This is a genomic window from Candidatus Competibacter denitrificans Run_A_D11 (assembly GCF_001051235.1).
Taxonomy (GTDB): Bacteria; Pseudomonadota; Gammaproteobacteria; order Competibacterales; family Competibacteraceae; genus Competibacter_A; species Competibacter_A denitrificans.
Window position 1 is genome coordinate 30,255 of sequence record NZ_CBTJ020000001.1, and the last position, 23,448, is coordinate 53,702.

15 protein-coding genes are annotated in these 23,448 nt (G+C 55.7%); 7 read left to right on the plus strand and 8 right to left on the minus strand.

Features of this window, described 5'->3' with window-relative positions; all coding sequences use genetic code 11:
- Positions 1–70: 70 nt before the first annotated feature.
- Both BN873_RS18670 and BN873_RS00085 read right to left on the minus strand, forming a co-directional pair.
- Complete coding sequence (locus tag BN873_RS18670; RefSeq protein WP_053085182.1) at positions 71–2,239, minus strand: tetratricopeptide repeat protein; 2,169 nt, start codon at positions 2,237–2,239, stop codon at positions 71–73.
- A 44-nt stretch (positions 2,240–2,283) separates the two neighbouring features.
- Entirely contained in the window at positions 2,284–2,862 is a 579-nt protein-coding gene (locus BN873_RS00085; protein WP_048669827.1) for a CHAT domain-containing protein, read from the minus strand.
- A 171-nt stretch (positions 2,863–3,033) separates the two neighbouring features.
- On the opposite strand from BN873_RS00085, the gene BN873_RS00090 reads away from it, so the two are divergent.
- Positions 3,034–3,309: a hypothetical protein gene (locus BN873_RS00090; protein ID WP_048669828.1), complete on the plus strand. Its 276-nt coding sequence runs from the start codon at positions 3,034–3,036 to the stop codon at positions 3,307–3,309.
- On the opposite strand, the gene BN873_RS00095 is transcribed toward BN873_RS00090, so the two are convergent.
- Positions 3,295–5,988 (minus strand): bifunctional acetate--CoA ligase family protein/GNAT family N-acetyltransferase, encoded by a 2,694-nt coding sequence (locus BN873_RS00095; RefSeq protein ID WP_048669829.1) that lies wholly within the window; start codon positions 5,986–5,988, stop codon positions 3,295–3,297. The genes BN873_RS00090 and BN873_RS00095 overlap by 15 nt on opposite strands.
- Before the next feature lie 172 nt (positions 5,989–6,160).
- On the opposite strand from BN873_RS00095, the gene acsA reads away from it, so the two are divergent.
- On the plus strand, positions 6,161–7,903 hold the full coding sequence (gene acsA, locus BN873_RS00100; protein WP_048669831.1) for an acetate--CoA ligase: 1,743 nt from the start codon (positions 6,161–6,163) through the stop codon (positions 7,901–7,903).
- Between the two features lie 190 nt (positions 7,904–8,093).
- Positions 8,094–8,357: an acyl carrier protein gene (locus tag BN873_RS00105; protein WP_048669832.1), complete on the plus strand. Its 264-nt coding sequence runs from the start codon at positions 8,094–8,096 to the stop codon at positions 8,355–8,357.
- Between the two features lie 703 nt (positions 8,358–9,060).
- Here BN873_RS00105 and pdxH read toward each other — a convergent pair.
- On the minus strand, positions 9,061–9,702 hold the full coding sequence (gene pdxH, locus BN873_RS00110) for a pyridoxamine 5'-phosphate oxidase (RefSeq protein ID WP_048669833.1): 642 nt from the start codon (positions 9,700–9,702) through the stop codon (positions 9,061–9,063).
- A 177-nt stretch (positions 9,703–9,879) separates the two neighbouring features.
- On the opposite strand from pdxH, the gene BN873_RS00115 reads away from it, so the two are divergent.
- From BN873_RS00115 to BN873_RS00130, 4 genes are all read left to right on the plus strand, one after another.
- Positions 9,880–11,433 carry an RNA-binding protein gene (locus tag BN873_RS00115; RefSeq protein WP_048669835.1) on the plus strand — a complete coding sequence of 518 codons (1,554 nt, stop codon included), beginning with the start codon at positions 9,880–9,882 and terminating at the stop codon, positions 11,431–11,433.
- 463 nt (positions 11,434–11,896) lie between these two features.
- Positions 11,897–13,414: a B12-binding domain-containing radical SAM protein gene (locus tag BN873_RS00120; RefSeq protein WP_048670081.1), complete on the plus strand. Its 1,518-nt coding sequence runs from the start codon at positions 11,897–11,899 to the stop codon at positions 13,412–13,414.
- 493 nt (positions 13,415–13,907) lie between these two features.
- Positions 13,908–15,779, plus strand: a complete 1,872-nt coding sequence (locus BN873_RS00125; protein ID WP_048669836.1) for a potassium transporter Kup — start codon at positions 13,908–13,910, stop codon at positions 15,777–15,779.
- A gap of 361 nt (positions 15,780–16,140) precedes the next feature.
- Positions 16,141–17,034 carry a SphA family protein gene (locus BN873_RS00130; RefSeq protein WP_053085183.1) on the plus strand — a complete coding sequence of 298 codons (894 nt, stop codon included), beginning with the start codon at positions 16,141–16,143 and terminating at the stop codon, positions 17,032–17,034.
- 114 nt (positions 17,035–17,148) lie between these two features.
- Here the strand turns inward: BN873_RS00130 and BN873_RS21100 are convergent, their stop codons facing one another.
- The 4 genes from BN873_RS21100 to BN873_RS00150 all read right to left on the minus strand — a co-directional run bounded on the left by BN873_RS21100 (position 17,149) and on the right by BN873_RS00150 (position 23,442).
- Positions 17,149–19,179 carry a methyl-accepting chemotaxis protein gene (locus BN873_RS21100; RefSeq protein WP_053085184.1) on the minus strand — a complete coding sequence of 677 codons (2,031 nt, stop codon included), beginning with the start codon at positions 19,177–19,179 and terminating at the stop codon, positions 17,149–17,151.
- Between the two features lie 403 nt (positions 19,180–19,582).
- Positions 19,583–21,103 (minus strand): lysine--tRNA ligase, encoded by a 1,521-nt coding sequence (lysS, locus tag BN873_RS00140; RefSeq protein ID WP_048669838.1) that lies wholly within the window; start codon positions 21,101–21,103, stop codon positions 19,583–19,585.
- 25 nt (positions 21,104–21,128) lie between these two features.
- Positions 21,129–22,227, minus strand: a protein-coding gene (gene prfB / locus BN873_RS00145; protein WP_102046976.1) for a peptide chain release factor 2 whose coding sequence is annotated in 2 segments (ribosomal slippage) — positions 21,129–22,151 and positions 22,153–22,227 — 1,098 coding nt in all. Because the reading frame shifts where the segments join, the coding sequence is not laid out codon by codon here.
- A 147-nt stretch (positions 22,228–22,374) separates the two neighbouring features.
- Complete coding sequence (locus tag BN873_RS00150; protein ID WP_048669840.1) at positions 22,375–23,442, minus strand: class I fructose-bisphosphate aldolase; 1,068 nt, start codon at positions 23,440–23,442, stop codon at positions 22,375–22,377.
- Positions 23,443–23,448: the final 6 nt, after the last annotated feature.

Here is a 23,448-nt window from a genome sequence, read left to right on the forward strand (position 1 = left end):
CACCGCGCCCAAGCGGCCCGATGGCGCATTCGTCGGCTTCTGTCGGCGCAAGAGGCCGTGCCCGTGAGGGCTACGACTGCCTGCGTTCTTTGAGCGCGGTGAGATTATCCCGAACCGCGTGTGTGTGCGGATGTGCTGGTCCCAGCGCTTTCTCGAAAATCGCCAGGGCGCGCTCGAAAAGCGGCTCGGCCTCATCCAGCCGGCCCTGATCGCGGTACAGACTAGCCAGGTTGTTGAGGCTAGTGGCGGTGTGGGGGTGATCCTGCCCCAGCGCGTGTTCCCGAGTCACCAGGGCGAGCTGGCACAGCGGCTCGGCCTCCGCCAGCCGACCTTGAGCGCGGTACAGATCGGCCAGGTTGTTGAGGCTGCCGGCGGTGTCGGGATGCTCTAGCCCAAGCGCCCGCTCTCGAATCGCTAGTGCGTGATCAAACAGCGGCTCGGCTTCGTCCAGCCGGCCCTGATCGTGGTAAAGCAAGGCCAGATCATTAAGGGTTTGGGCAGTATCAGGATGCTCTAGCCCCAACGTCTGCTTTCGGATCGTCAGGGCACGCTGGTACAGCAGCTTGGCGTCCGTGTGGCGACCCTGATCGTGGTACAGACTAGCCAGGTTATTGAGGCTTTGGGCGGTATCAGGGTGCTTCAGTCCCAGCTTCTGCTCGGTAATCGCCAGAGCGTTTTGCAAAAGAGACTCAGCCTCATCCAAGCGTCCCTGATCCTGATATAGTTCAGCTAAATTATTAAGGCTTGAAGCGGTGTCGGGGTGCTCTGGCCCAAGCGCCCGCTTCCGAATCTTTAGTGCGCGCTGGTACAGCGGCTCGGCCTCATCCAGCCGCCCCTGATACCAGTACAGCCCGGCCAAGTTGTTGAGGCTGGTTGCAGTATTGATGTGCGTTGGTCCCAGCAGCCGTTCATTAATAGCCAGAGCGCGTTTTAATAGCGGTCCAGCTTCCTCATATCGTGCTCGTGTTCGCAGATAATATCCGGTTTGATTTAACAAACGTGCCGCTACCACCACTGGTGGAAAATCTTGAGATGCAATCCATCTGTCGCAGGCTAATACCTGGGGCAGCAAACGCTCACAGCGAGGCCAGTGCTCAAATCTCACTTCAGGGAAAGAGTCATTGACTAGATGGATCGCTAGATTGATCCAGTCGACACGGGCTTTATCATCTAATTCATCCCGCAGCGCATCCTGCACCACTGGATGGATGACCAGCAGCCGATTATCGCGGTCGCGATGCAGCAGCGATAGCCGGGAGGCGGCCCGCACCATTTGATGCAAATCTTTAGGTTGCTGGATTGCTCTCTCCCTTCTTATCCACCTGCCCAGAATCATACTAAAAAACCAACGCCACCAATTGTGCTGATCTAACTTCTGCTTGAGTTCTGCCATACTTTTGCCGAATATCTCTTCAGGAATGCCGCTACCGTCAAGAAAAGCGCACAACCGCAAAAGATCCGCCGCCACTGGGTCGCTGTTCGCCACCTGCGCGAAAGCCAGCGCGAAGGTGGCCGCCACTGAGTCGTGGTCGGCCAGCTCGCCACGCCTGGCTCGCAGCGCATGACCTGCTTCCCGATACCGCTTCAGATACTCCTCGACACTAATCTGTATCTCGTCCAGATAGGCCCCAGCCTGGTCGAGCGCCAGCGGTAAGCCCCCCAGTTCGCCACCCAGCGTCTGGGCGATAGTCTGATCCAGCGGCGTCGCGTCCGCCAGCGTCGCGTCCTTTGCCAGTCGTCCAGCGCGGCGCAGCAGAAACAGCGCGCTGACTTCGGGCGACAGACAGTCCACCGCTACCGGCTCGGCCAAGGCGCGGGTCGCTGGATCACGGGTGGTCAAGAGCAATCGCCCCATTTTGTCCGCTGGCAAGAACGTCTGCGCCAGCTTCAAATCATCGGCGTTATCGAAAATCAGCAGCCAACCGGTTTCCTGCGCCAGCCAGCGCCGTGCGACGGCGACGCTGATTTCCTGCTCGACGGCGGCTTTTTCCGGCAAATCCAGCAATGTCGCCAGTTCGCTAAAACCAGTAATCAGCTCTTCGCGGGTTGCCGCCCGCATCCAAAACACCGCCCGGTACTCCGCCCGATGGCGCATGGCGTAGGCGAGCGCGGTCTGGGTCTTGCCAACGCCGGGCAAGCCGTGCAACGCCACCGCCCCACCCGCCTGAAGCAGTTCATGCAGATGGACAAGCAACGCCTCCCGGCCCATGAAAAAGCGGCTGGCCTGCTGGTCGAGCACATTCCACAGTCCCCCCGCCGCGCCCGGTGTGTGCGAAGGGACGATTAAGAGTTTTGTGGCGACTGGGACTTCGACTTTAAAACCGGGGTCTGATGTTCTGGAATGCCCGCAAGCTGGAGGGCATTGCAAGCGAGTTGGTAGGCGAACGCGGCTGACTCGCCCGCTGCCAACCCATCATAGAGCGCCACCGCAAACTCCATTGCGGCCTGATCACTAATCGCTTGGCTCATCCCGATCACATGGGGGATATGCTCGGCGATAGCCTCCGCTTGCACGGCGGAATAACAGGCATTGAGCACTACGCACTCCACCGAACTGGCGAATAGCGCAAACAACCCCGCCAGCGCCTCCGTACTCACCAATCTGGCGTTTCCGCTGTCATCCTCAAGGGCAATGCCTTCTCGCCCGCCGCCATGACCGCAAAAATGCACGATGGCCGGTTTGTGGTCCAATATCGCCCGGCGCAAATCCACAGGGCGCACCGCCCAGGCTTGCTTGAGCACAAAGTCATCCCGTCTTCTCGCCCGCTCCAAACCCGCTTGAATATCGCGCACTTCCTGATCAAGGCGGAGCCGATGCGTGTCACTCGGATTGGCCGCCAGAATCAAAATCGTCTTGGCCATGGTTCTACTCCTTTTGGCATCCTGATCGTTAGCCTCATTATCAGGGATAGCTGCCGGAAAAGCACGGGCGTTAACGATACTACTGTGAACGGTGGGCTGAGCCATGCGCTATATGACCGGGCTAGTGGGCCGTGACAACCTCGTCGAAAAAGCTGCTCAGGAGGTCCGTAAGTGCCGTCACGTCATCCACATCAGCGACCACCAGCCGAAAGCCCAATTCATCTGCATCGCCCGGCGGCTGTGGAAGTCAGCCTGCTCGATCCCGTCCTGCTGGAGCTGCCAGAGCAATACCAAGACCTGCCGCCGGAGTTGATCGAATGGGCGAAGATTCGGCGCAACGTCAGCCGGCTGAGTATGCGCGACCTGACCGCCGCCATCATTCCCACCCTGCACGATCACCACGGCAAGGTTCCCAACCATCGCATAGCATGTTCAATTGAGCGGTAAGGTGACATGAATCACCCCAGGATCATCCGGCGAGGTGTGAAAACTGAAGTTGAGCGCCCGATTCAGCCGCAACATCGCTTCGTTCTCGCGCAAGACTTCACCGTACAACTCCTTGATGCCCTGGTTCTTGGCATAGTTGATGATATAACGCATCAACAGAGGCCCCAGCCCGATGCCCGTCATCGCCCGGTCCACCAAAATAGCGTATTCGGCTTTCTCCATGTTGGGATCGGCGTTGCAGCGTACCGCGCCTAAAATTTTACCCTTGCCCGGCAAGCTGTTGGGTTCGGTCACGACAAAAGCCATCTCCCGTTCGTAATCCAACTGGGTCAAGCGTGCCGCCATTTCGTGCGGCAATTCACGAATCGGTTGAAAAAAACGCATCCGTACATCTTCCGCCGGCATCCGCTTGACCAAATCTTTCAGACCCGGCTCGTCCTCGGGCAAAATCGGCCGGATCAGAAACGAACGGCCATCTGGAAAATCGTAGACCCGTTCTAGCTGCTTGGGATAGGGTGAGATGGCCAGCCGTTGTGCCGCCGGCTCGGTGGAAGGCTCAATCAAGATGTTCGCATCCAGGGTCAACACCCCGCCGGCATCCGTCCAAATGGGATTGATGTCCATTTCGACGATTTCCGCCAGATCAATCACCATCTGCGACACTTTGATCAAGGTCAGTGCCACGGCATTCAAATCGACCGGCCGACCGCGATTGGTGGCCAGGCGTGCATACAGGCGGGTGCGCGACATCAGATCCCGCGCCAGGTGCATGTTGAGAGGCGGCAGGGCGAAGGCGATGTCGCCGATGACCTCAGACTCGGTGCCACCGTGGCCGAAGAAGATCACAGGCCCGAACCGGCGGCCGGTGCGGACGCCGATCATCAGCTCATAGGCACCATGGCGGGATTGCATTGATTGCACCGCGAATCCATCAATCACCGCATCAGGTGCCAGCTCCTGAACCCGCTTGAGCATGTCGGTAGCGGCGACCAACACTTCCAACGGGTTTTTTAGGTTGAATGCCACGCCGCCGACATCGGACTTGTGGACGATATCCGGCGAAAGAATCTTGAGAGCCACCGGCCCGCCCATCTCCAACACCCTGTCGGTGGCCGCTTCCGGCGTGGCGGCAAAATACAGCGGAGCGACTGGAATCTCGTAAGCGCTCAGGATCTGGCTGGTTTCGTAAGCATTCAAGCGGAATCGACCGGCGGTTGAGGCGATTTGAATGATACGGCGGGCGGTCTCCACATCGGGTGTGAACCCCTCCGGGATCGAGGGTGGCGTCTCCATTAACAGATCTTGGGTCCGGCGATGCTCGGCCAACCGCATGAATGCTTCCACCGCTTCACCGGGCGCCCGATAAGTCGGCATGTGCGCTTTGTTGAATAGCTCACGCGCCGATTCGACCGAGGACTCGCCGACCCAACAAGTCATGATCAAACGCCGGTTTTTGGCGCGATCCACCACCACCTTGGCACTCTCCAGCGACCGGTCCACCGACGGAGGGGCGTGAATGACCAGGACGCCATCGGTCCCGGGTTCTTGCAGTAGGTAATCCAGTGCCTTGGCGTACTGTTCTGGACCCGCCATATCACCTAAATCGACGGGATTTTCAATTGGATACCCTGGGCGACAATCCTGCGCCAGCCGCTCCCGGGTCGTGGCGCCGATCTCGGCCAGACGGCCGCCACGCCGCAACAACGTATCGCTGGTCAGCAGCGCCAGACTGTAGCTATTGCTAAGGATGGTCAGGCGGTTGCCGTACACCGGCTTGGCGGTGGCCAGGGTTTCAGCGGCACCGAACAGTTGTTCGATGTTGTTCACCCGCAAAATGCCGGCACGCTGGAATACGGCATCGTAGACGGCATCCTCCAAAGGACCGGCCCGGAAATCGCGTGGTTTGAGGACGATGACCGGCTTGACGCGCGCAGCGGCGCGGGCGGCGGACACGAACTTGCGACGGTTGCGGGTATTCTCCATGTACATCAAAATCGCCCGCGTGCCGCTATCCCGCAGCAGATAATCCAGCAGATCCCCCAAATCCACATCCCAGCGCATCCCCACCGAAATCACATGCGAGAAACCGATGTTGCGGCTGGTGGCCCAATCGATGATACCCCGCATCATGGCGGCCGATTGGCACAGCAGCGCAATATTGCCCGGTAGCGGCCGGGTGGCGTTTAGGCTGGCATTGACATTAGCCGAGGGCACCGCATAACCAAGATGATCAGGACCCATCACGCGCAGCAGGTGAGGTTTGGCAGTGTCCAGAATGCGCTGCTTAAGGGACTCGACTCCATTGGGATACTTGCGCGTCAGCTCTTGACCGAGCAGGGCGGGCCTATCGCCGCTGTGGTCTTGCAGCACTTCCCGGCTTAACAGCAGTGCCGCTTTGGTGCCACGCACGCCTAGTTCGCTAAGCAAAGCCGGTGCTTCCTCCAGCGGGGTCGTCAAAATCGCCAAGTCCGGCACCACCGGCAGGCTCGCGATATCTTTGTAGGCCAGCACCCCGGAAATGGATTGGTAATCTGGATTAACCGGCATCACCGGCCCTTTAAAACCACCTTCGATCAGGTTGAATTCCACTGTCGCATCGGGATTACTGGGCGATTTGCCCCGGCCAACGACCGCGATGGAACGGGGTTTGAAAAGATATTCAAGGTTGCGGATGGTCATGGCTGCGTCTCGCGATGGTCCCCGGGCCGGGACCCGAGATGGAATAGATCGGCTCAAGCGGTGGCTATGGTACGCGATTTGGATAAAAAAATTCGCCGGTAGCGATACTTGTACCTGCTATGCCGGTTTTTTCTACAATGCATCGGCCCATTGGTAACCGGAGAACCCCGATATGACTGGTGGAAGTACCGATAACTCCCCTCGACCGAACGAAACCGCCCACGAGCAAACCAATGTCTGGAAAGCCGCCCGCGCTGAATTGGCGGGTTTGCCCGACGGCAACATGAATATCGCTTGGGAAGCGGTAGACCGGCACACTCACTCCGGCCAGGGGGATGCGGTAGCGCTGATCTGGCTGGGCAAGAACGGCGAACGACGGGAAATCCGCTATGGCGAACTAGCGCGCCTCAGCGATCAATTTGCCAATGCGCTGGAGCGACTGGGCATCGGCAAAGGGGAGCGAGTTTGCGCCCTAACTGGCCGCATCCCGGAACTGTTCGTGACGGCCTTGGGAACTCTGAAGGCCGGTGCTGTGTTCTGCCCATTATTTTCGGCATTCGGCCCGGAACCGATTAAGGTTCGTTTGGCTAAAAGCCAGGCCCGTGTGCTGGTTACCACCGCCACGCTCTATGAACGCAAAGTCCGCTCGTTGCGCGAGGATTTGCCGGATCTGCGGCAGGTGCTGCTGACCGACGTGACTGAGGCAGGGCCTGGAACCGGTTCGTTTCATGATCTGCTGGCGGCCGAATCTGATCGGCGTGCTTTACCGAAGACCCGGCCTGATGATATGGCGCTGCTGCATTTTACCAGCGGCACCACCGGCACCCCGAAAGGCGCCATCCACGTCCATGAGGCAGTCATTGCCCATCGCCTGACCGGTCGGCTGGCGCTGGATCTACGCCCCGGTGATATTTATTGGTGTACCGCTGATCCTGGCTGGGTGACCGGGGTGTCCTATGGCATCATCGCGCCGCTGACGAACGGGGTGACCCTGGTGGTGGATGAAGCGGAGTTCGATGCCCGCCGTTGGTATCGCATTTTGGCGCAAGAGCGGGTCAATATTTGGTACACGGCGCCGACCGCCATCCGCATGTTGATGAAAATCGGTTCCGAAGCGGCGCGCGGGCATGATCTGAGTGCCTTGCGGTTTATGGCCAGCGTCGGTGAGCCGCTTAACCCGGAAGGCGTGCTCTGGGGCCAAACCGTTTTTGGCCAGCCGTTTCACGATACATGGTGGCAGACCGAGACTGGCGCGATCATGATCGCCAATCACGGTGCTCATCCTGTTCGGCCCGGCTCCATGGGTCGGCCGCTGCCCGGCATCGAAGCGGCTATCGTCCGGCGCCGTTCCGATGGCCCGCTGGAGCCATTGGGACCCGATGAAATCGGCGAATTGGTGCTCCGGGTTGGTTGGCCTTCGCTATTTCGTGGCTACTTGAACGATGCGGCCCGCTACCAGGCTTGTTTCGCGGATGGCTGGTATTTGAGCGGCGATCTGGCCACTCAAGATACCGACGGCTATTTCTGGTTTCTGGGCCGCTCCGACGACGTCATCAAAACGTCGGGCCATCTGATTGGACCATTTGAAGTGGAAAGCGCCCTATTGGAACACCCAGCAGTGGCTGAAGTCGGCATGATCGGTAAACCCGACCCGTTCGCCGGCGATATTATCAAAGTGTTCGTGGCGCTAAAATCCGGCTATACGGCAAGCGATGCCTTGCGTAAGGAGTTGCTGGGTTTCGCCCGGACCCGCTTAGGTCCGGCAGTCGCCCCGCGCGAACTGGAATTTGTGGCCGATTTACCTAAAACTCGCAGCGGTAAGATCATGCGCCGCCTGTTGCGCGCTCGCGAGCTGGGGTTACCGTTGGGTGATTTATCGACCTTGGAAGGCCAGCAGTCGCCCGATAACGACTAGGCAGCAGTCATCTGGCATTCATATTGCTTGGTTATACTGTGTGGGCACGACAAGCGATGTCATCTGAAAAAAGCACTGCTTGATTTTGCCGAAGCGGAATGCCATACTTGTTGCGATGCAGCATTTAAATATAAAAATCAGGATTTGAGCTTTTATTACTAGCGCTATTCCAGCGCCAAGGAAACGAATCATGAACGCCAAAAGCCAACCGCCGGTCCGCGAAACCATCCTTCGCGTGCTCAGCGATGTCGTACCGAACGCCGATACCCAGGCGATTAAGCCCGATATTAGTTTTCACGATCAGATCGAATTGGACTCCATCGATTTTCTGCGGCTCATGATGAGCTTGGAAAAGGAGCTGGGTGTTACCATTTTCGATTTCGACTATCCCAAGCTTTCGACTTTAAAAGGCTGTGAGAACTATTTGACCGAACGCGCCACCACTGCGGCGTGATCACAGCACTTCGTAATACGCTAAGCGGGGATATCGTCTTTTACCGTCGCGGATAGAGCGATTTTGGCATGGGCGAGATGCCCACTGACATCCGGCCAAGGGTTCACTTTGCAAAGCGGTTGCTGTAACGGAAACAAAAAGACCGACCTAGAAGGGTCGGTCTTTGAAAGGATAAAGAGATTTAGAATGGGCGTTCTAATCTCAAACTTTAAAATGACTTGCTTTGCGCGGAAACACTTATGCTTGGGCTTGTTTTCCGCGCAACCTCCTTTAGTAGTTTTCGGTCGGGCATAGAGACCCGGCCTTTTTTGGTTTTTCTGAATCTTACCGACTCTGAAAACCTTTACCCGGATTCGGGGTCGCCTTTGGGTTAAGCATTGGTTTGGTTGATTATTAGCCACCCAGCATCGACGGGGGGGATTATACCGATTACGTTCGGTCTAGCAACTTTTTCATGATTGCATCAACAATAAGCTCCAATTTAGAGTCGAATCGTCTTATAAAAAATACACTTCACCGCATTGCTAGCCCGTTTGGCCCCATTTCCAAAGGGAATGGGCTAAAACCTACCGTACAACTAGGACTCTGCTCTAGAAAAGTGCTACAAGCTAGATTGACCGAATTTTGCGGCGCAGCGTCATCTTTCTGACGCTCTTCCGGCGCGAAAGCACGCGGCGTCTTTTCATAACGTCAGGATTGATCTTCAGGGTTCCAACCGTTCCAGCCGCCATCCCTTCTCCTCGCGGCGATAGCGCAACCGATCATGCAGGCGACCTTGGCGGCCCTGCCAAAATTCCATCATTACCGGCCACACGCGATAGCCGCCCCAGTGCTCAGGCATCGGAATAACGTCATCGGGATATTGCGCTGCCAACTGCTGAAAGCGCTCATCCAATTGCTTGCGGCTTGCTACGACCTGACTCTGCTGTGAAACCAATGCCCCCAGGCGGCTTTCCCGTGGTCGGGTATGGAAATACGCCTCCGACTCCGCACTGGAAATTTTGGTGACTGTCCCTTCAATCCGTACCTGCCGCTGCAATTCCAGCCACAGAAACACCAGCGCAACATGGGGGTTTTCAAGCAATTGCTGACCCTTATCGCTTTGGTAATTTGTGAAGAATACGAAGCCGTTTGCATCGCAAACTTTCAGCAACATGGCTCGCGCATGACAGTGGCCGCTCAGGTCGGCGGTAGCGACTGTCATGGCGTTCGGTTCTGGCAATTGCGCTGCAATCGCTTCTTGCAACCATCGTTGAAATTGCTTGATGGGATCAGGATCAACGCTCGTCTTGCTCAACGCGCCCAAGGTGTAATCGCGGCGTAATTCGGCAATGGATTTATCCATCGTAGCAAATGCTCCTTCAGTGGGTTCTTTCATGCAGATCATCATAACAATTCATTGCAGCCGTTTCGTCTTCAGGTTCGCTGGCCGTTAATTTTTCGATCCTTGAACCGAATCATTTTTTTGAGGTCTGGTATTTCCTTCAGGCCGTCTATTCTTTTCAGACAAGGAGTCATCACTATGGCCAACAAGCAGCTTTTCAAATCGTCAGTCGGTCGATTACCACCAGCAACCAACGCCCGCAATGAAGCCGGTGGCAAAGCCTATGCGCTGTCACCACCGGCTGCGCTGGCGCAATATGCCGCAACCGGTTGCCTGAACACCACCTTCTACGCCAATGCCGAGATGCAATTGAGCGCGGTGCTGGAGCTGTGCGCGGCGGTAGAACCGGCGTTTGTGGCTAAAACGGCGGTGTATGCCCGGCAACGCGGCCAGATGAAAGACATGCCCGCGCTGCTGACCGCGTGGCTGGCCCAACATGGCCCGGACTGGCTGGAGCCGACGTTTGCCAAGGTGATCGACAATGGCCGGATGTTGCGGAATGTCGTGCAGATTCTCCGGTCTGGCGTGGTGGGGCGCAAATCGCTGGGTAGCCGACCCAAGCGCCTGGTGCAGCAGTGGCTGAACGACAGTTCCGATGCCCGGCTATTGGCGGCTTCTGTCGGCAACGATCCATCGCTGGCGGACGTGCTGAAGATGGTTCATCCGAAACCGGCGACACCGGAGCGCACGGCCTTCTATGCCTGGCTGATCGGCAAGCCGCACGAGGCCACCTTGTTGCCAGAGGCCATTAAGGCGCTGGAGCGATTCAAAAATGATGTGGAAGCGCCAGTGCCGGATGTGCCGTTTCAATTGCTGACTGCGCTGCCCTTACGACCACAGCACTGGGTCGCCATCGCCTGTCAGGCGTCGTGGCAAACCACACGGATGAATCTGAATACCTTTGCGCGGCATGAGGTGTTCAAGGTCGGCGGAATGGCCCAGCGCATTGCCGAACGGCTGCGCGATCCGACAGCCATTCGCCGGGCGCGGGTGTTGCCGTACCAGTTGCTGAGCGCCTACACCATGACTGGCGAGCAAGTGCCTGCCCTAGTGCGAGAGGCTCTACAAGGCGCGCTGGATGTAGCCCTGGCGAATGTGCCGGAACTGCCGGGACAGGTGTATGTGTTGCTGGATGTATCCGGGTCGATGGCCTCGCCGGTGACGGGTCATCGCAAGGGTGCAACTACAACGGTTCGGTGTGTGGATGTAGCGGCGCTGGTGGCCTCGGCGCTGCTGGCGAAAAACCCGGCGACGGAAATCTTGCCGTTCGACACCCAAGTTCACGCTCACCGGCTGAACCGGCGTGACAGCGTGCTGACGAATGCGCAAAAGCTGGCGGAATTCGGCGGTGGCGGTACGAATTGCGGCTTACCGCTGGCGGAGTTGAATCACCGCAACGCCACCGGCGATCTGGTGATTTACGTCTCGGATAACGAGTCGTGGGCCGATCCACAGCACGGACGCGGCACCGAAACCATGCACCAGTGGGAAATCTTCCGTTATCGCAACCCACGGGCGCGGCTGGTCTGCATCGACATTCAGCCTTACGCCACGGTGCAGGCGCAAACCCGCGAGGAGGTGCTTAACGTGGGCGGTTTCTCGGATGCGGTGTTTGAGGTGTTGGCGCGCTTTGCCGCCGGACAATTGGGCGGTGATCATTGGGTGCGCGAAATCGAGGCCGTGGAGGTATAATGCAGTAATGGTTTTGCCGTTCGTCCTGGAATGCCCGACCGGGAGTACATCTCCTGTTAAGAGCCAATCCTCTCGGTCACTTCCTTGTCCAGTTCGGGCGGTTTGTTTTACGGCGGCGAATGCCGGTGGGACTACATAGGTTTCTTTATGATGATGTCGTCATGTGCAGGTGCAAATCCTGCCGACCGCTCGCAAGCGGTCGTGGCGGAATGAAGACGCGAAGAAAAAATGTCTCATCAATCCTGGTCGCCGCCTTTCAGTTGCCGTGGCGAATGCTCGCGGGACTACATGCCTATCACGCCCCAGGTCGTGGGTTCGACTCCCACCAGCCGCTCATTGCAATGGCGGCTGTAGCTCAGTTGGTAGAGCAGGGAACGTCTCGCAAATCCCTTGTCGCCACGCTTTATTGAGAACGGAGCGTCATGCTGAATACATGCGCTCCTTTTTCTTTCAGCCTTCCGCCATGCCCACGATTCTACTAACTACTCTTAACGCCCGTTATTTCCATTCCTCCTTTGGCCTACGCTATCTGCTAGCCAATATGGGTGATTTGCAGGCACGAACGACCATTCAGGAATTTATTATCACCCAGCGCCCGCTGGACATTGCCGAGGCCATACTGGCCACGCAGCCGCGTATTATTGGATTCGGCGTTTATATCTGGAATGTGGCGGAAATAACGCAGGTGGTCGCCTTGCTCAAACAGGTGCGGCCCAATTTAATCATTGTACTGGGCGGCCTGGAAGTCAGTTATGAATGGGAGGAACAACCGCTTTTTGCCTTAGCGGATTACCTCATTACCGGCCAGGCCGATTTCGCCTTTGCCGAACTCTGCCGCCGCTTAATAGCAAATGAACCACCCGTTGAAAACATTATTCATGCCGACCCACCACCGCTGGATCAACTCGTTCTGCCATATCACTTTTACACCGATGAGGACATCGCCCATCGCCTGATTTACGTTGAAGCCTCGCGGGGCTGTCCGTTCAAATGTGAATTCTGTTTGTCCGCACTGGATAAAACGGCCTGGCCGTTCGAGTTAGAACGGTTTCTCACAGAGATGGAAGGGCTTTATGAACGCGGCGTGCGCCATTTCAAATTCGTGGATCGCACCTTTAACCTGAATGCCAAAATCGGGGGGCGGATTTTAGATTTCTTTCTGGAGCGGCTGGATAAGCAACTATTCCTCCATTTCGAGCTAATCCCCGATCATTTGCCGGACGCGCTCAAAGAACGGATTGCCCGATTTCCTGCCGGAGCACTGCAATTTGAGATCGGCATTCAGACTTTTAATCCCACCGTCCAAGCCTTAATCAGCCGCAAACAGGACAATCGCAAAACCGAGGAGCATTTGCACTGGCTGCGCCAACACACCCAAGCACACCTGCACGCCGATTTGATCGTCGGCCTGCCAGGCGAGGATATGGCCAGCTTCGCGGCGGGCTTCAATCGGCTGGTCGCGCTCGACCCGCATGAAATCCAGGTCGGCATTTTGAAACGGCTGCGCGGTGCCCCCATCAGTCGCCATAGTGCTGAATTCGGCTATCGCTACAACCCGCATCCGCCCTACAACCTGCTGTGTTCGAGGTTGCTGGATTTTGCCACAGTACGCCGTCTGGAACGCTTCGCCCGCTACTGGGATTTGATCGGTAATTCAGGACGTTTCCGTCACACTCGCCCGTTACTGCTCGGCGATGACCCGTTCGGACGCTTACTGATCTTCAGCGATTGGCTGTTCGCCGCTACCGGCCAGACGCATCAATTCGCCCTGGATCGGCTGTTCGATTTAGTGTACCGAGGGCTGACCGTAGCCTTGAATGTCCCCGAAGCCATAGCCCGCGACAGGCTGGTAGAAGATTACAAAAACAATGGTGCAAAAGGTTTGCCCTTATTTCTGCAATCCCAGCCAATCCCAGGCTCGCTCCCCATCCCACAGCACCCATCCCTATCTTCGCTAAAACGCCGCCAAGCGCGCCATTGATTACTACGACCCAATCAGTCAAGGCCGAGCATTTGTATCTGTTACGCTACTATGTTGCGTAATAACAATTTTTTGTTGCATTGCGGTAACAAAGGCAGTATCAATAGACCTAAATCTTTAAGGACAATCCCCTTCACTAAGGAATCGTAGCCATGAGCCTTGCTCCTATCATTTATACCGTATGCCCTAACTGCAAATGTCCGGTGGCGATGGTACCTGGACAAACCAACGCTCGTTGTCGAGAGCACGGCCTGGTCATCCCAATGCGCAGCGCTATCGCCAACCTACACACCCAGCCAGCCAGGCCCAATCGAGCAGTGTAAACGCGCATTGCGATCCAACCGTCCACCCGCTAAGTCCTTGTCCCTACAAGCTTGGTGTTATTGATTTCGTGCGCACCGCATCTTATGATGCGTTGCATCATCGCCCGAAGAGACGATGAGTCCGGAGCCGGCCGGAGTGCGAATAACAATAACCAGAGAGGGCTAGCACGATGTCCACGCATGAAAAAAGCCGCTCGTCAGCGCTGATCATAGGAACCATCGGCGTTGTTTTCGGCGACATTGGCACCAGTCCACTTTACGCCCTCAAGGAAACCTTCACTGGCTCTCATCCGATACCGGTTGAGCCGGAGAGCATCCTCGGCGTCTTATCCCTGATCTTCTGGACCATCATGGCCTTGGTGACGCTGAAATACGTCGCCATCATCATGCGCGCCGACAATCGGGGCGAAGGTGGCAGTTTAGCTCTGCTGGCCCGCGTGACCGAAATGACCAAGAATTCGCCGGCCACCTGGTTTGTCACCATGCTCGGCATCTTCGCCGCCGCGCTGTTTTATGGCGATAGCATGATCACACCGGCGATCTCGGTATTGAGCGCAGTCGAAGGGCTGAACGTGGTCGCGCCGGGCCTGAAGGATTACATCCTACCGATTACTGCCGTTGTGTTAACCGCGCTGTTTTCGATTCAAAAACATGGGACTGGCGTGGTGGGTCGCTTCTTCGGCCCGATCATGTGCGCGTGGTTTGGCGTACTTGGTTTGCTCGGCTTGTTCAGCATTTTGCAAGCGCCCGCTGTTTTGGCGGCCCTCAACCCGCTCTATGCGCTTGAGTTTCTGGCTCGCCATCCCTGGGAAAGCTTTCTTGCCCTCGGCGCGATTGTGCTGGCGGTCACCGGCGGCGAGGCGCTTTACACCGACATGGGCCATTTCGGCAAATTCCCGATCCGCCTGGCTTGGTTTAGCTTCGTGTTACCGGCGCTGGTGTTGAACTACTATGGCCAGGGCGCTCTGTTGCTCAAGCAGCCGACGGCGATTGAAAATCCGTTCTATTTGTTAGCGCCTTCCTGGGCTTTGATTCCGATGTTGGCGCTAGCCACGGCGGCAACTGTCATCGCCTCGCAGGCGGTAATCTCAGGGGCGTTTTCGGTCGCTCGCCAAGCGGTGCAACTCGGCTACTTGCCGCGCATGAAGATCGTCCATACCTCGCACATGGAAGCCGGGCAAATCTACGTCCCCTTCACCAATTGGACGCTGTATATCGCCGTCATGGCGCTGGTGTTCGGCTTCCAGTCCTCCAGTAACCTGGCGGCGGCCTACGGCATCGCGGTAACCGGCACCATGATGATCGACACCATTTTGGTCTCCTTCGTCATTTTCCTGGCGTGGCGCTGGAATCCCTGGCTGGCCGCACCGCTGCTTTTGACCTTGTTGCTCATTGACGTAGCCTTCTTCTCCGCCAACGCCATCAAGCTCTTCCAAGGCGGCTGGTTCCCGATCATCATCGCTTTGGCCTCTTTCACCACGTTGACCACCTGGCGGCGGGGACGGCAACTGCTGTTCAAGGAGATGGGCAACCTCACCATGCCGCTCAACCAGTTCATCCAGTCGCTTGAAAAGCGCAGCTTGTCCCGCATCAGCGGCACCGCCGTTTATCTCAGCAGCCGACCCGAAGGCGCACCGTCGGCGCTGCTGCATAACATCAAGCATAATGAAGTGCTGCACGCCCGCAGCGTGTTCGTGACCGTTCTCACCGCTGAGGTTCCCTCGGTCACCGATGCGGAGCGCATTGAAATCACCGATCTCGGCCAAAGTTTTTATCGGGTGTTTATCCGTTACGGCTTCATGGAGCAGCCGGACATTCCCCAGGCGCTGGAGTTGTGCGGTGAGAAAGGCTTGGCCTTCGAGATGGAAAAAACCTCGTTCTTCCTCAGCCGTGAGGTGGTGGTGCCGAAACTGGCGCCGCCGATGATGTTGTGGCGCGAGCTGTATTTCATCTGGATGCTGCGCAACGCCCAGAGCGCCACCGATTTCTTCCGTATTCCCACCAACCGCGTGGTCGAGTTGGGGACGCTGGTCGAGATTTAACAAGTACCTGAACACGGGTTCACACCTGCCTGCAATGAACCCCGAGTGAAATCGGGGACAGACTGCGTCCATGCATAAACAGCTTTACGGTTTAAGGGTTTTGAACTGTATTCAATAGCTGGCATGGTATCTGCTTTGCTTCAAGCGATGGTTGAGAACAGTTTCATCGCTTGTTTGAATAACGCGATTTAAAACCATTTAATAATTGTAGGAGTTACGCAGTTGAAATTCTAAGTGATTGATTAATAGAAGATTTCGGTTGTCTGCCGCACAAGTCGATTTCTTTTAAAATCAGAGCGTTAGAGATCCAACTGCGTAACTCCTAAATTGATAAATGTAAAATATTTTATTGGAGCTTAGAATGAAAACTCAACATGTTATGTTGCTTGCAACAGCCGCCGTTCTAGCGAGTCCATTCAGTTTAGCTAAGGAGGGACCCGACCAATACCCTAACGGTATCGAAAATTTTTTATCGGGGGCGCTGCCGCCCGCCGGCCATTATTTTATGAATTACCTCGGTTATTACGGAGGCGACTACCGCGATAATCAAGGCGACAAAGTGCCGGACCTAAACGTAAGCGCAGTTTTTAATGCCTTCCGTTATGTTTATGTCAGCAATTATCAAATTTTGGGCGGTGCTTGGGCTATGCATGCGATAGTGCCTTTGGTCTATCAGAGTTTGGAAACTCCAATTCCCAGCATCGGCGACGGCGATGTCTTTGGCCTGGGCGATATTACCATTGATCCAATCATCATCGGCTGGCATCTTTCGCCAGAATGGCATGTTACGGCCGGGCTGGACATTAATTTACCCACGGGAAAATACGACAGCACCGACCCTACCGACAGCATCGGTGCTAACTACTTCAGCTTCGAGCCAGTTTTGGCATTTAGCTATCTTTCACCGAATGGTTTTGAAGCATCGGCCAAGCTGATGTATAACATTAAAACCAAAAATGATGATACGAATTACCAGTCTGGTAATGAGTTTCATCTGGATTATTTGATCGGCCAGCATTTTGGTCCGTGGGCGGCGGGTTTGGGAGGTTATTATCTCCAGCAGACGACCGACGATAAGATAAACGGAAAAGCCGTTGAGTCGAACGGAAATCGTGGAAAGGTATTTGCCTTAGGGCCGGCCATCAAATACGATTACAATCACATGAGCTTTGTCGGCAGTTGGAATTCCGAAACGACCGCCGAAAATCGCTTTAAAGGCAATAAATTCTTGTTTAAATTTATTGCTAGCTTCTGAAGTGAAACAATTTTATCGAGCTTCAAAATAATTTGAGGCTTTTTGATCAATAACCCCGCAACTTGGTGCGGGGTTACTTGTTTTTTAAATGTCGAATGACTCGTTAAGGCCAGCTTAAAATTCCTCCCACTCCTCGGGCGCGGTGGCGGTCTTTTTCTCGGCCGGGGCCGGGCGGGTGGCGGGGCGGGGCTTGGGGTTGCTCGGGCGCGAGGCGACGCCGGGCACGGGCCGCAAGTCGGAACGCGCCTTGGCGGATGGGGAGGTTGCCGTCGCCGCTTGAGGCAGGACAGCCTTACTGGCTGTGTTAGGTGTGCCCGATGTGGCCTTGTCATCGAGCTTGAAGAAGGCCATGAGCTGTTGGAGGTGTTGGGCCTGTTCGCCCATGGCGTGGCTGGCGGCGGCGGTCTGCTCGACCAGGGCAGCGTTTTGCTGGGTGGTCTGGTCCATCTGCAGGATCGCCCGGTTGACCTGCTCAATCCCCGAGGCCTGCTCCCGGCTGGCGGCGGCCATCTCCGCCACGATGTCGCTCACCTTCTTCACCGAGACGACAATCTCCTGGAGCGTCTGCCCGGAGCGCTCCACCAGCTGCCCGCCGCCCTCCACCTTGGCCACGCTGTCGGTGATCAGCGCCTTGATCTCCTTGGCCGCGTCCGCGCTCCTCTGGGCGAGCTTGCGCACCTCCCCGGCCACCACCGCAAAGCCCCGCCCCTGCTCGCCCGCGCGCGCCGCCTCCACCGCCGCGTTCAGCGCCAGCAGGTTGGTCTGGAAGGCGATCTCGTCGATCACCCCGATGATGTCGGCGATCTTCTTGCTGCTCTGGTGGATCGCCCCCATCGCCGCCACCGCCTGCTCCACCACCTGCCCCCCCTGCTCTGCCTGCGCCCGCGCCGCCCCCGCCAGCCGGTTCGCCTGCCCCGCGTTCTCCGCGCTCTGCTTCACCGTCCCCGTCAGCTCCTCCATCGACGAGGCCGTCTCCTCCAGCGCCGACGCCTGCTCTTCCGTCCGCTGCGCCAAGTCCCCGCTCCCTCGCGCAATCTCGGCCGCGGCGGAATTGACAGTTCCAGTTGTGGTTTGCACAGTCGCAATAACACCTCCAAACATATTGACAAAAGTGTCCAGCGCCGAAGTTGCCTTGCCGATTTCATCTTCTCGTTTAAGCAGCTTTTCCTCCGCTATTCGAACGATCTTACCTTTAGCCATCTGTTCGATCTGTTCGGTGAGGATCGTCATCGATTGACCGATCGAACGAGCTAACCCCGCTTGAATCAAAGCTACAAGCAAAATTAAGGAACCCAAAATCAGAAGTTGAAGAGTCAGCGAGGAGCTAATCGAGGAAAAAGCAGTCTTGATACTATCGCCAGCACGTTGGAGTAATGTTTCTGTAACTGCTAAGCGAGTTGATTCTGTTTCTGAACGTAATTTCTGTAGAAGGGCGATATTACTAATATATTCTAGCCCAATTTCTTTGATTCTTAAATTGTTTTGTCGCGCCTGAACCACAAGATTTTCAAAAGGTGTGCCTTTTAGGTTCTCAACATCCTTTTCAGCATTTTTGATGCTTTGATCGAGAAGCTCGATAAGTTGGTCAGGTTTTCCGCGACCCAGTTTGATTTCAAGAAACTTCTTTTGGATAATATGATTAGAATTGGAATTTAAGCTGGCGCCAGCGATCACTAGCCTTTCAAGTTTTGTAACCTCTTTCTCTGTTGCCGCATCAGCCAACCGTACGGACATTTCATTAATGAACTTATTTGATGCTGTAATCGAACTCTCAGTTAACTTCTCAACTTCAGAAAATAATTCGTTATTGCGTTTGATCAATATATCGCCCTTTGAGACATTATTCTCGATACGCTTTGTCTCTTCGATGGCTAATGCGTTAACTTTTTCTTCAAATTTTTTTCTTGCCGTGACCAATGAATCAATATTGATAACTTCACCAAGAAACCCTAAAACTGTCGTTAGGTACTCAGTTGTGGAAGCGCTTTGTTTTTGTATTTCACTAATTTGATTATTTTGAAAAGCAATTTGTGACTGAATATTCAGATAAAAAAATCCAAATATACTCAAAGCAATGGCAAGTAACAAAGTAGTAATTTGTAATTTTAGCCCTAGCTTTAATCCAGAAAACCAATTCGTATTCACATTGAGTACCTTATATTCCTTAAAATTAAAGATATATAAAATCTGGATCGCTATTTATTTTCAATAACGATATAGATTTATTTGCTATTGTTCGGGTGTTAGGTCTGTAGGCCGTGTCAGTCTCGGCTGGAGACGAGATATGCAATATCGATGCCCATTCTAAAAATATGTGAATATGCGATTTTTTGAGCAAATATTGCTGATCGGTTACCAGCATGTCAATAATTTGGCGATTTCGTCTCGTCCCGCCAATTTTTTGATCGTGCGTTCTGTTCACGGCGGTCCCGCAACCAGTAGGCCACTACCTGACGTGATGCGCCTTCAGGTTGTTATCCGGAATCAGAAAGGCCTTCTGCGGCTTGCCGGCAGTGAGCTGATCCCCAAACGCCACCCGCAAACCGACTCACTCCGGCCGCAGGTGCGGGAACAGCAGCACGTCTCGGATCGATGGAACGTCGGCGAACAGCATAACCAGCCGGTCAATGCCGATGCCCTCCCCTGCCGTTGGCGGCAAACCGTATTCCAGCGCCCGGATGTAGTCGGCGTCGTAGTGCATGGCTTCGGCATCACCGGCGGCTTTGGCGTCGGCTTGCTTGCGGAACCGTTCCGCCTGATCTTCCGGGTCGTTCAACTCGGAAAAGCCGTTGGCGATTTCTCGCCCACCGATGAACAACTCGAAACGGTCGGTGATGCTGGGATCAGCATCGTTACGGCGGGCCAAGGGTGATACTTCGGTCGGATACGCGGTGATAAAGGTCGGATGACGCAATTGATGCTCGACCGTCTGCTCGAAAATCTCCAGTTGCACCCGACCCAAACCATAATCGGCTTGAATTTTTATCCCCAAGCCTTCCGCGATCCGGCGCGCGGTGGCCAACTCATCAAGTTGCGCGGCCGTCAGCTCAGGATTGAAGCGTAAAATGGCCTCTTTGACCGTCAACCGCTGGAAGGGCTGGCCAAAATCGCAGGATCCGCCCTGATAGTGCAATTGGGTGTTGCCGAGTAGCGTTTGCGCCATACCGCGCAACAACGCTTCGGTCAAATCCATCAAATCCCGGTAATCGGCATAGGCCAGATAGAACTCCAGCATGGTGAATTCGGGATTATGGCGGGTCGATAAACCTTCGTTGCGGAAATTGCGGTTGATCTCGTAAACCTTCTCAAAACCGCCGACCACCAGCCGTTTCAAATACAGTTCCGGCGCGATGCGCAGATACAATTGCATATCCAGCGCGTTGTGATGGGTGATAAACGGCCGCGCCGCCGCGCCGCCGGGGATCGGCTGCATCATCGGCGTCTCGACTTCCAAAAAACCGCGCTGGTTAAAGAACTCACGGATGTGGGCGATGATGGCCGAGCGCAGCTTGAACGTGGCGCGTGTAGACTCGTTCATGATCAAGTCCACATAACGCTGTCGGTAGCAGGTTTCCTGATCGGCCAGCCCGTGAAACTTTTCCGGCAAGGGTTGCAGCGATTTAGTCAGCAAGCGCAGCGTATCGACTTTAACGGACAGTTCGCCGGTCTTGGTTTTGAACACCACACCTTCGGCGCCGAGAATATCGCCCAAATCCCAATTCTTGAACGCCTCGTAGCGACCTTCCGGCACCGCACTTTTCTGAATAAATATCTGTATATCGCCGGACATATCGCGTAACCGGGCAAAACTCGCCTTGCCCATGATCCGCTTGGCCAACATCCGTCCAGCAACGGCAACTCGTACCGGATTGGCTTCCAACTCAGCATGATCCTTTCCGCCATACGCCGCGTGCAGTTCGGCCGCCAATGAATCGCGGCGGAAATCGGTGGGATAGGCGTTGCCTTGTTGACGCCATTCGGTCAATTTCTGACGGCGCAGGGCGATCAGCTTATTTTCATCCAGCAGTTCGGTCAGTTCTGAAGGCGTAACCTCGGACTCAGTAGACATGGCGCACCCATCCATTAATTTTTGATTACAAACCGCTTTTTAAGCTGGCTTCGATAAATTGGTCGAGATCACCATCCAACACCACTTGGGTATTACTGGTTTCGATATTGGTGCGCAAATCCTTGATACGGGACTGATCCAGCACATAGGAACGAATCTGGCTCCCCCAACCGATGTCTGACTTGGAGTCTTCCACCGCCTGGGCCTTGGCGTTGCGCTTTTGGATCTCCAACTCGTATAGCTTGGCCTTGAGCTGCTTCATCGCGGTGGAGCGATTCTTGTGCTGGGAACGGTCATTCTGGCACTGCACCACGATGTTGGTCGGCAAATGCGTAATACGAATGGCGGATTCCGTGCGGTTGACGTGCTGGCCACCAGCGCCAGAGGCCCGAAACACATCGACCCGCAAATCGGCGGGATTGATGTCTATTTCAATGTCATCGTCTACTTCCGGGGACACAAACACGGCCGCGAAGGAGGTATGCCGCCGGTTGCCGGAATCGAATGGTGATTTGCGCACCAAGCGATGCACACCGGTTTCAGTGCGCAGCCAACCATAAGCGTAGCTGCCCTCGTAGCTGATGCTAGCGCTCTTGATACCGGCGACTTCGCCCGGCGTCACTTCCAGTAATTCGGTTTTGAAGCCGCGCCGCTCGCCCCAGCGCAGATACATCCGCAGCAACATATCGGCCCAGTCTTGCGCTTCAGTGCCGCCGGAACCGGCCTGAATATCAAGAAACGCATTATTGGCGTCCAGTTCGCCTGAAAACATCCGCTGAAATTCGAGATCGGCCACCACGCCCGCATACCGCTCTAAATCCCGCACCACCTCTGTTACCGCCGCCTCGTCACCTTCTTCTCCAGCCAGCAATAACAATTCGGCGACTTCGTTCAAGCCTCGGTCAAGACTTGCCAGCCGATTAACGACCGCTTCCAGTTGCGCCCGCTCCTTGCCAAGCGCCTGCGCCCGTTCTGGATCGTTCCAAACATTGGGTTCCTGCAATTCGCCGTTGACCTCATCCAACCGCTCGCGCTTGGTCTCGAAGTCAAAGGTACCCCCTGAGAGACGCACAGCGCCCCCGCAAGTCGCTAATCAGGTTGAAATAGGGATTGAGTTCCTGCATGACGGCCGTCTCCGCACCAAACTGACAAAAGAGAGGGATTGTAGCGGCGCAGCGGATGCAAGTCACCCGCCATGCAGTCGGCTTAGGAGACTCGGTGAAAGCCTCGCGCTGGGCGAGGCTTTTTAAGGAAAGGCCGCCGCTAGCTGATCAGGCAACCGTTACGCTCGAATCGAGATACACATCCTGAATGGCGTTCAAAATAGCTGCGCCTTCTTTCATTGGCCGCTGGAAAGCTTTGCGGCCGGAGATCAGACCCATACCACCCGCCCGCTTGTTGATGACCGCCGTCATCACCGCCGCCTCCAAGTCGCCCGCACCCTTGGATTCGCCGCCGGAATTGATCAGGCCCGCGCGACCCATGTAGCAGTTGGCGATTTGATAGCGACAAAGATCAATCGGATGATCGCTCGCCAGCTCGGTGTAAATCTTCTTATCGAACTTGCCGTAACTGGAGCCGCCCATATTCAGCGCTTCAAAGCCGCCGTTATTTTCCGGCAGTTTCTGCTTGATGATGTCGGCTTCGATGGTGACGCCCAGGTGATTAGCCTGGCCGGTCAGGTCGGCGGAAACGTGGTAGTCCTTTTCTTTGGTTTTGAAGGCGTTATTGCGCAGATAACACCACAGCACGGTAGCCATGCCCAATTCGTGGGCCATTTGGAAGGCTTTCGCCACCTCCACAATTTGCCGCCCGCTCTCGGCAGAACCGAAGTAAATGGTCGCGCCCACGGCCGCGCAGCCCATATCGTAGGCTTCCTTGATGGTGCCCCACATGATCTGGTCGGCTTTGTTGGGGAAGGTCAGCAACTCGTTATGGTTGATCTTGACCATGAACGGAATCTTGTGGGCGTATTTGCGGGAAACCATGCCCAGCACGCCATAGGTCGAAGCGACCGCATTACAGCCGCCCTCCATTGCCAGTTTGACAATGTTCTCAGGATCGAAATAAATCGGGTTCTTGGCGAAGCTGGCGCCGCCGGAATGCTCGATACCCTGATCCACCGGCAAAATGGAGAGAAAACCGGTGCCAGCCAAGCGTCCGCCACCGAACATCCGTTGCAGGTTGCCCAGCACCCGGTTGTTGCGGTCAGAGGCGGCGAAAACGCGATCCACGAAATCCGGCCCCGGCAAGTGCAGCGATTCCTTGGGGATGGTTTTGCAGACATGTCCAAGCAGGTGCTCGGCATTGGCGCCCAAAAGTTCAGCAGTTTTAGCCATGATGAA

What these genes read in the sequence shown, in the direction of transcription:
- BN873_RS00095 (WP_048669829.1), bottom strand. Translation starts at nt 5,988, where the DNA reads ATGACCATCCGCAACCTTGAATATCTTTTCAAACCCCGTTCCATCGCG.
- acsA (WP_048669831.1), top strand. Translation starts at nt 6,161, where the DNA reads ATGACTGGTGGAAGTACCGATAACTCCCCTCGACCGAACGAAACCGCC.
- pdxH (WP_048669833.1), bottom strand. Translation starts at nt 9,702, where the DNA reads ATGGATAAATCCATTGCCGAATTACGCCGCGATTACACCTTGGGCGCG.
- lysS (WP_048669838.1), bottom strand. Translation starts at nt 21,103, where the DNA reads ATGTCTACTGAGTCCGAGGTTACGCCTTCAGAACTGACCGAACTGCTG.
- BN873_RS00150 (WP_048669840.1), bottom strand. Translation starts at nt 23,442, where the DNA reads ATGGCTAAAACTGCTGAACTTTTGGGCGCCAATGCCGAGCACCTGCTT.
- BN873_RS00085 (WP_048669827.1), bottom strand. Translation starts at nt 2,862, where the DNA reads ATGGCCAAGACGATTTTGATTCTGGCGGCCAATCCGAGTGACACGCAT.
- BN873_RS00125 (WP_048669836.1), top strand. Translation starts at nt 13,908, where the DNA reads ATGTCCACGCATGAAAAAAGCCGCTCGTCAGCGCTGATCATAGGAACC.
- BN873_RS00120 (WP_048670081.1), top strand. Translation starts at nt 11,897, where the DNA reads ATGCCCACGATTCTACTAACTACTCTTAACGCCCGTTATTTCCATTCC.
- BN873_RS00105 (WP_048669832.1), top strand. Translation starts at nt 8,094, where the DNA reads ATGAACGCCAAAAGCCAACCGCCGGTCCGCGAAACCATCCTTCGCGTG.
- BN873_RS00130 (WP_053085183.1), top strand. Translation starts at nt 16,141, where the DNA reads ATGAAAACTCAACATGTTATGTTGCTTGCAACAGCCGCCGTTCTAGCG.
- BN873_RS00115 (WP_048669835.1), top strand. Translation starts at nt 9,880, where the DNA reads ATGGCCAACAAGCAGCTTTTCAAATCGTCAGTCGGTCGATTACCACCA.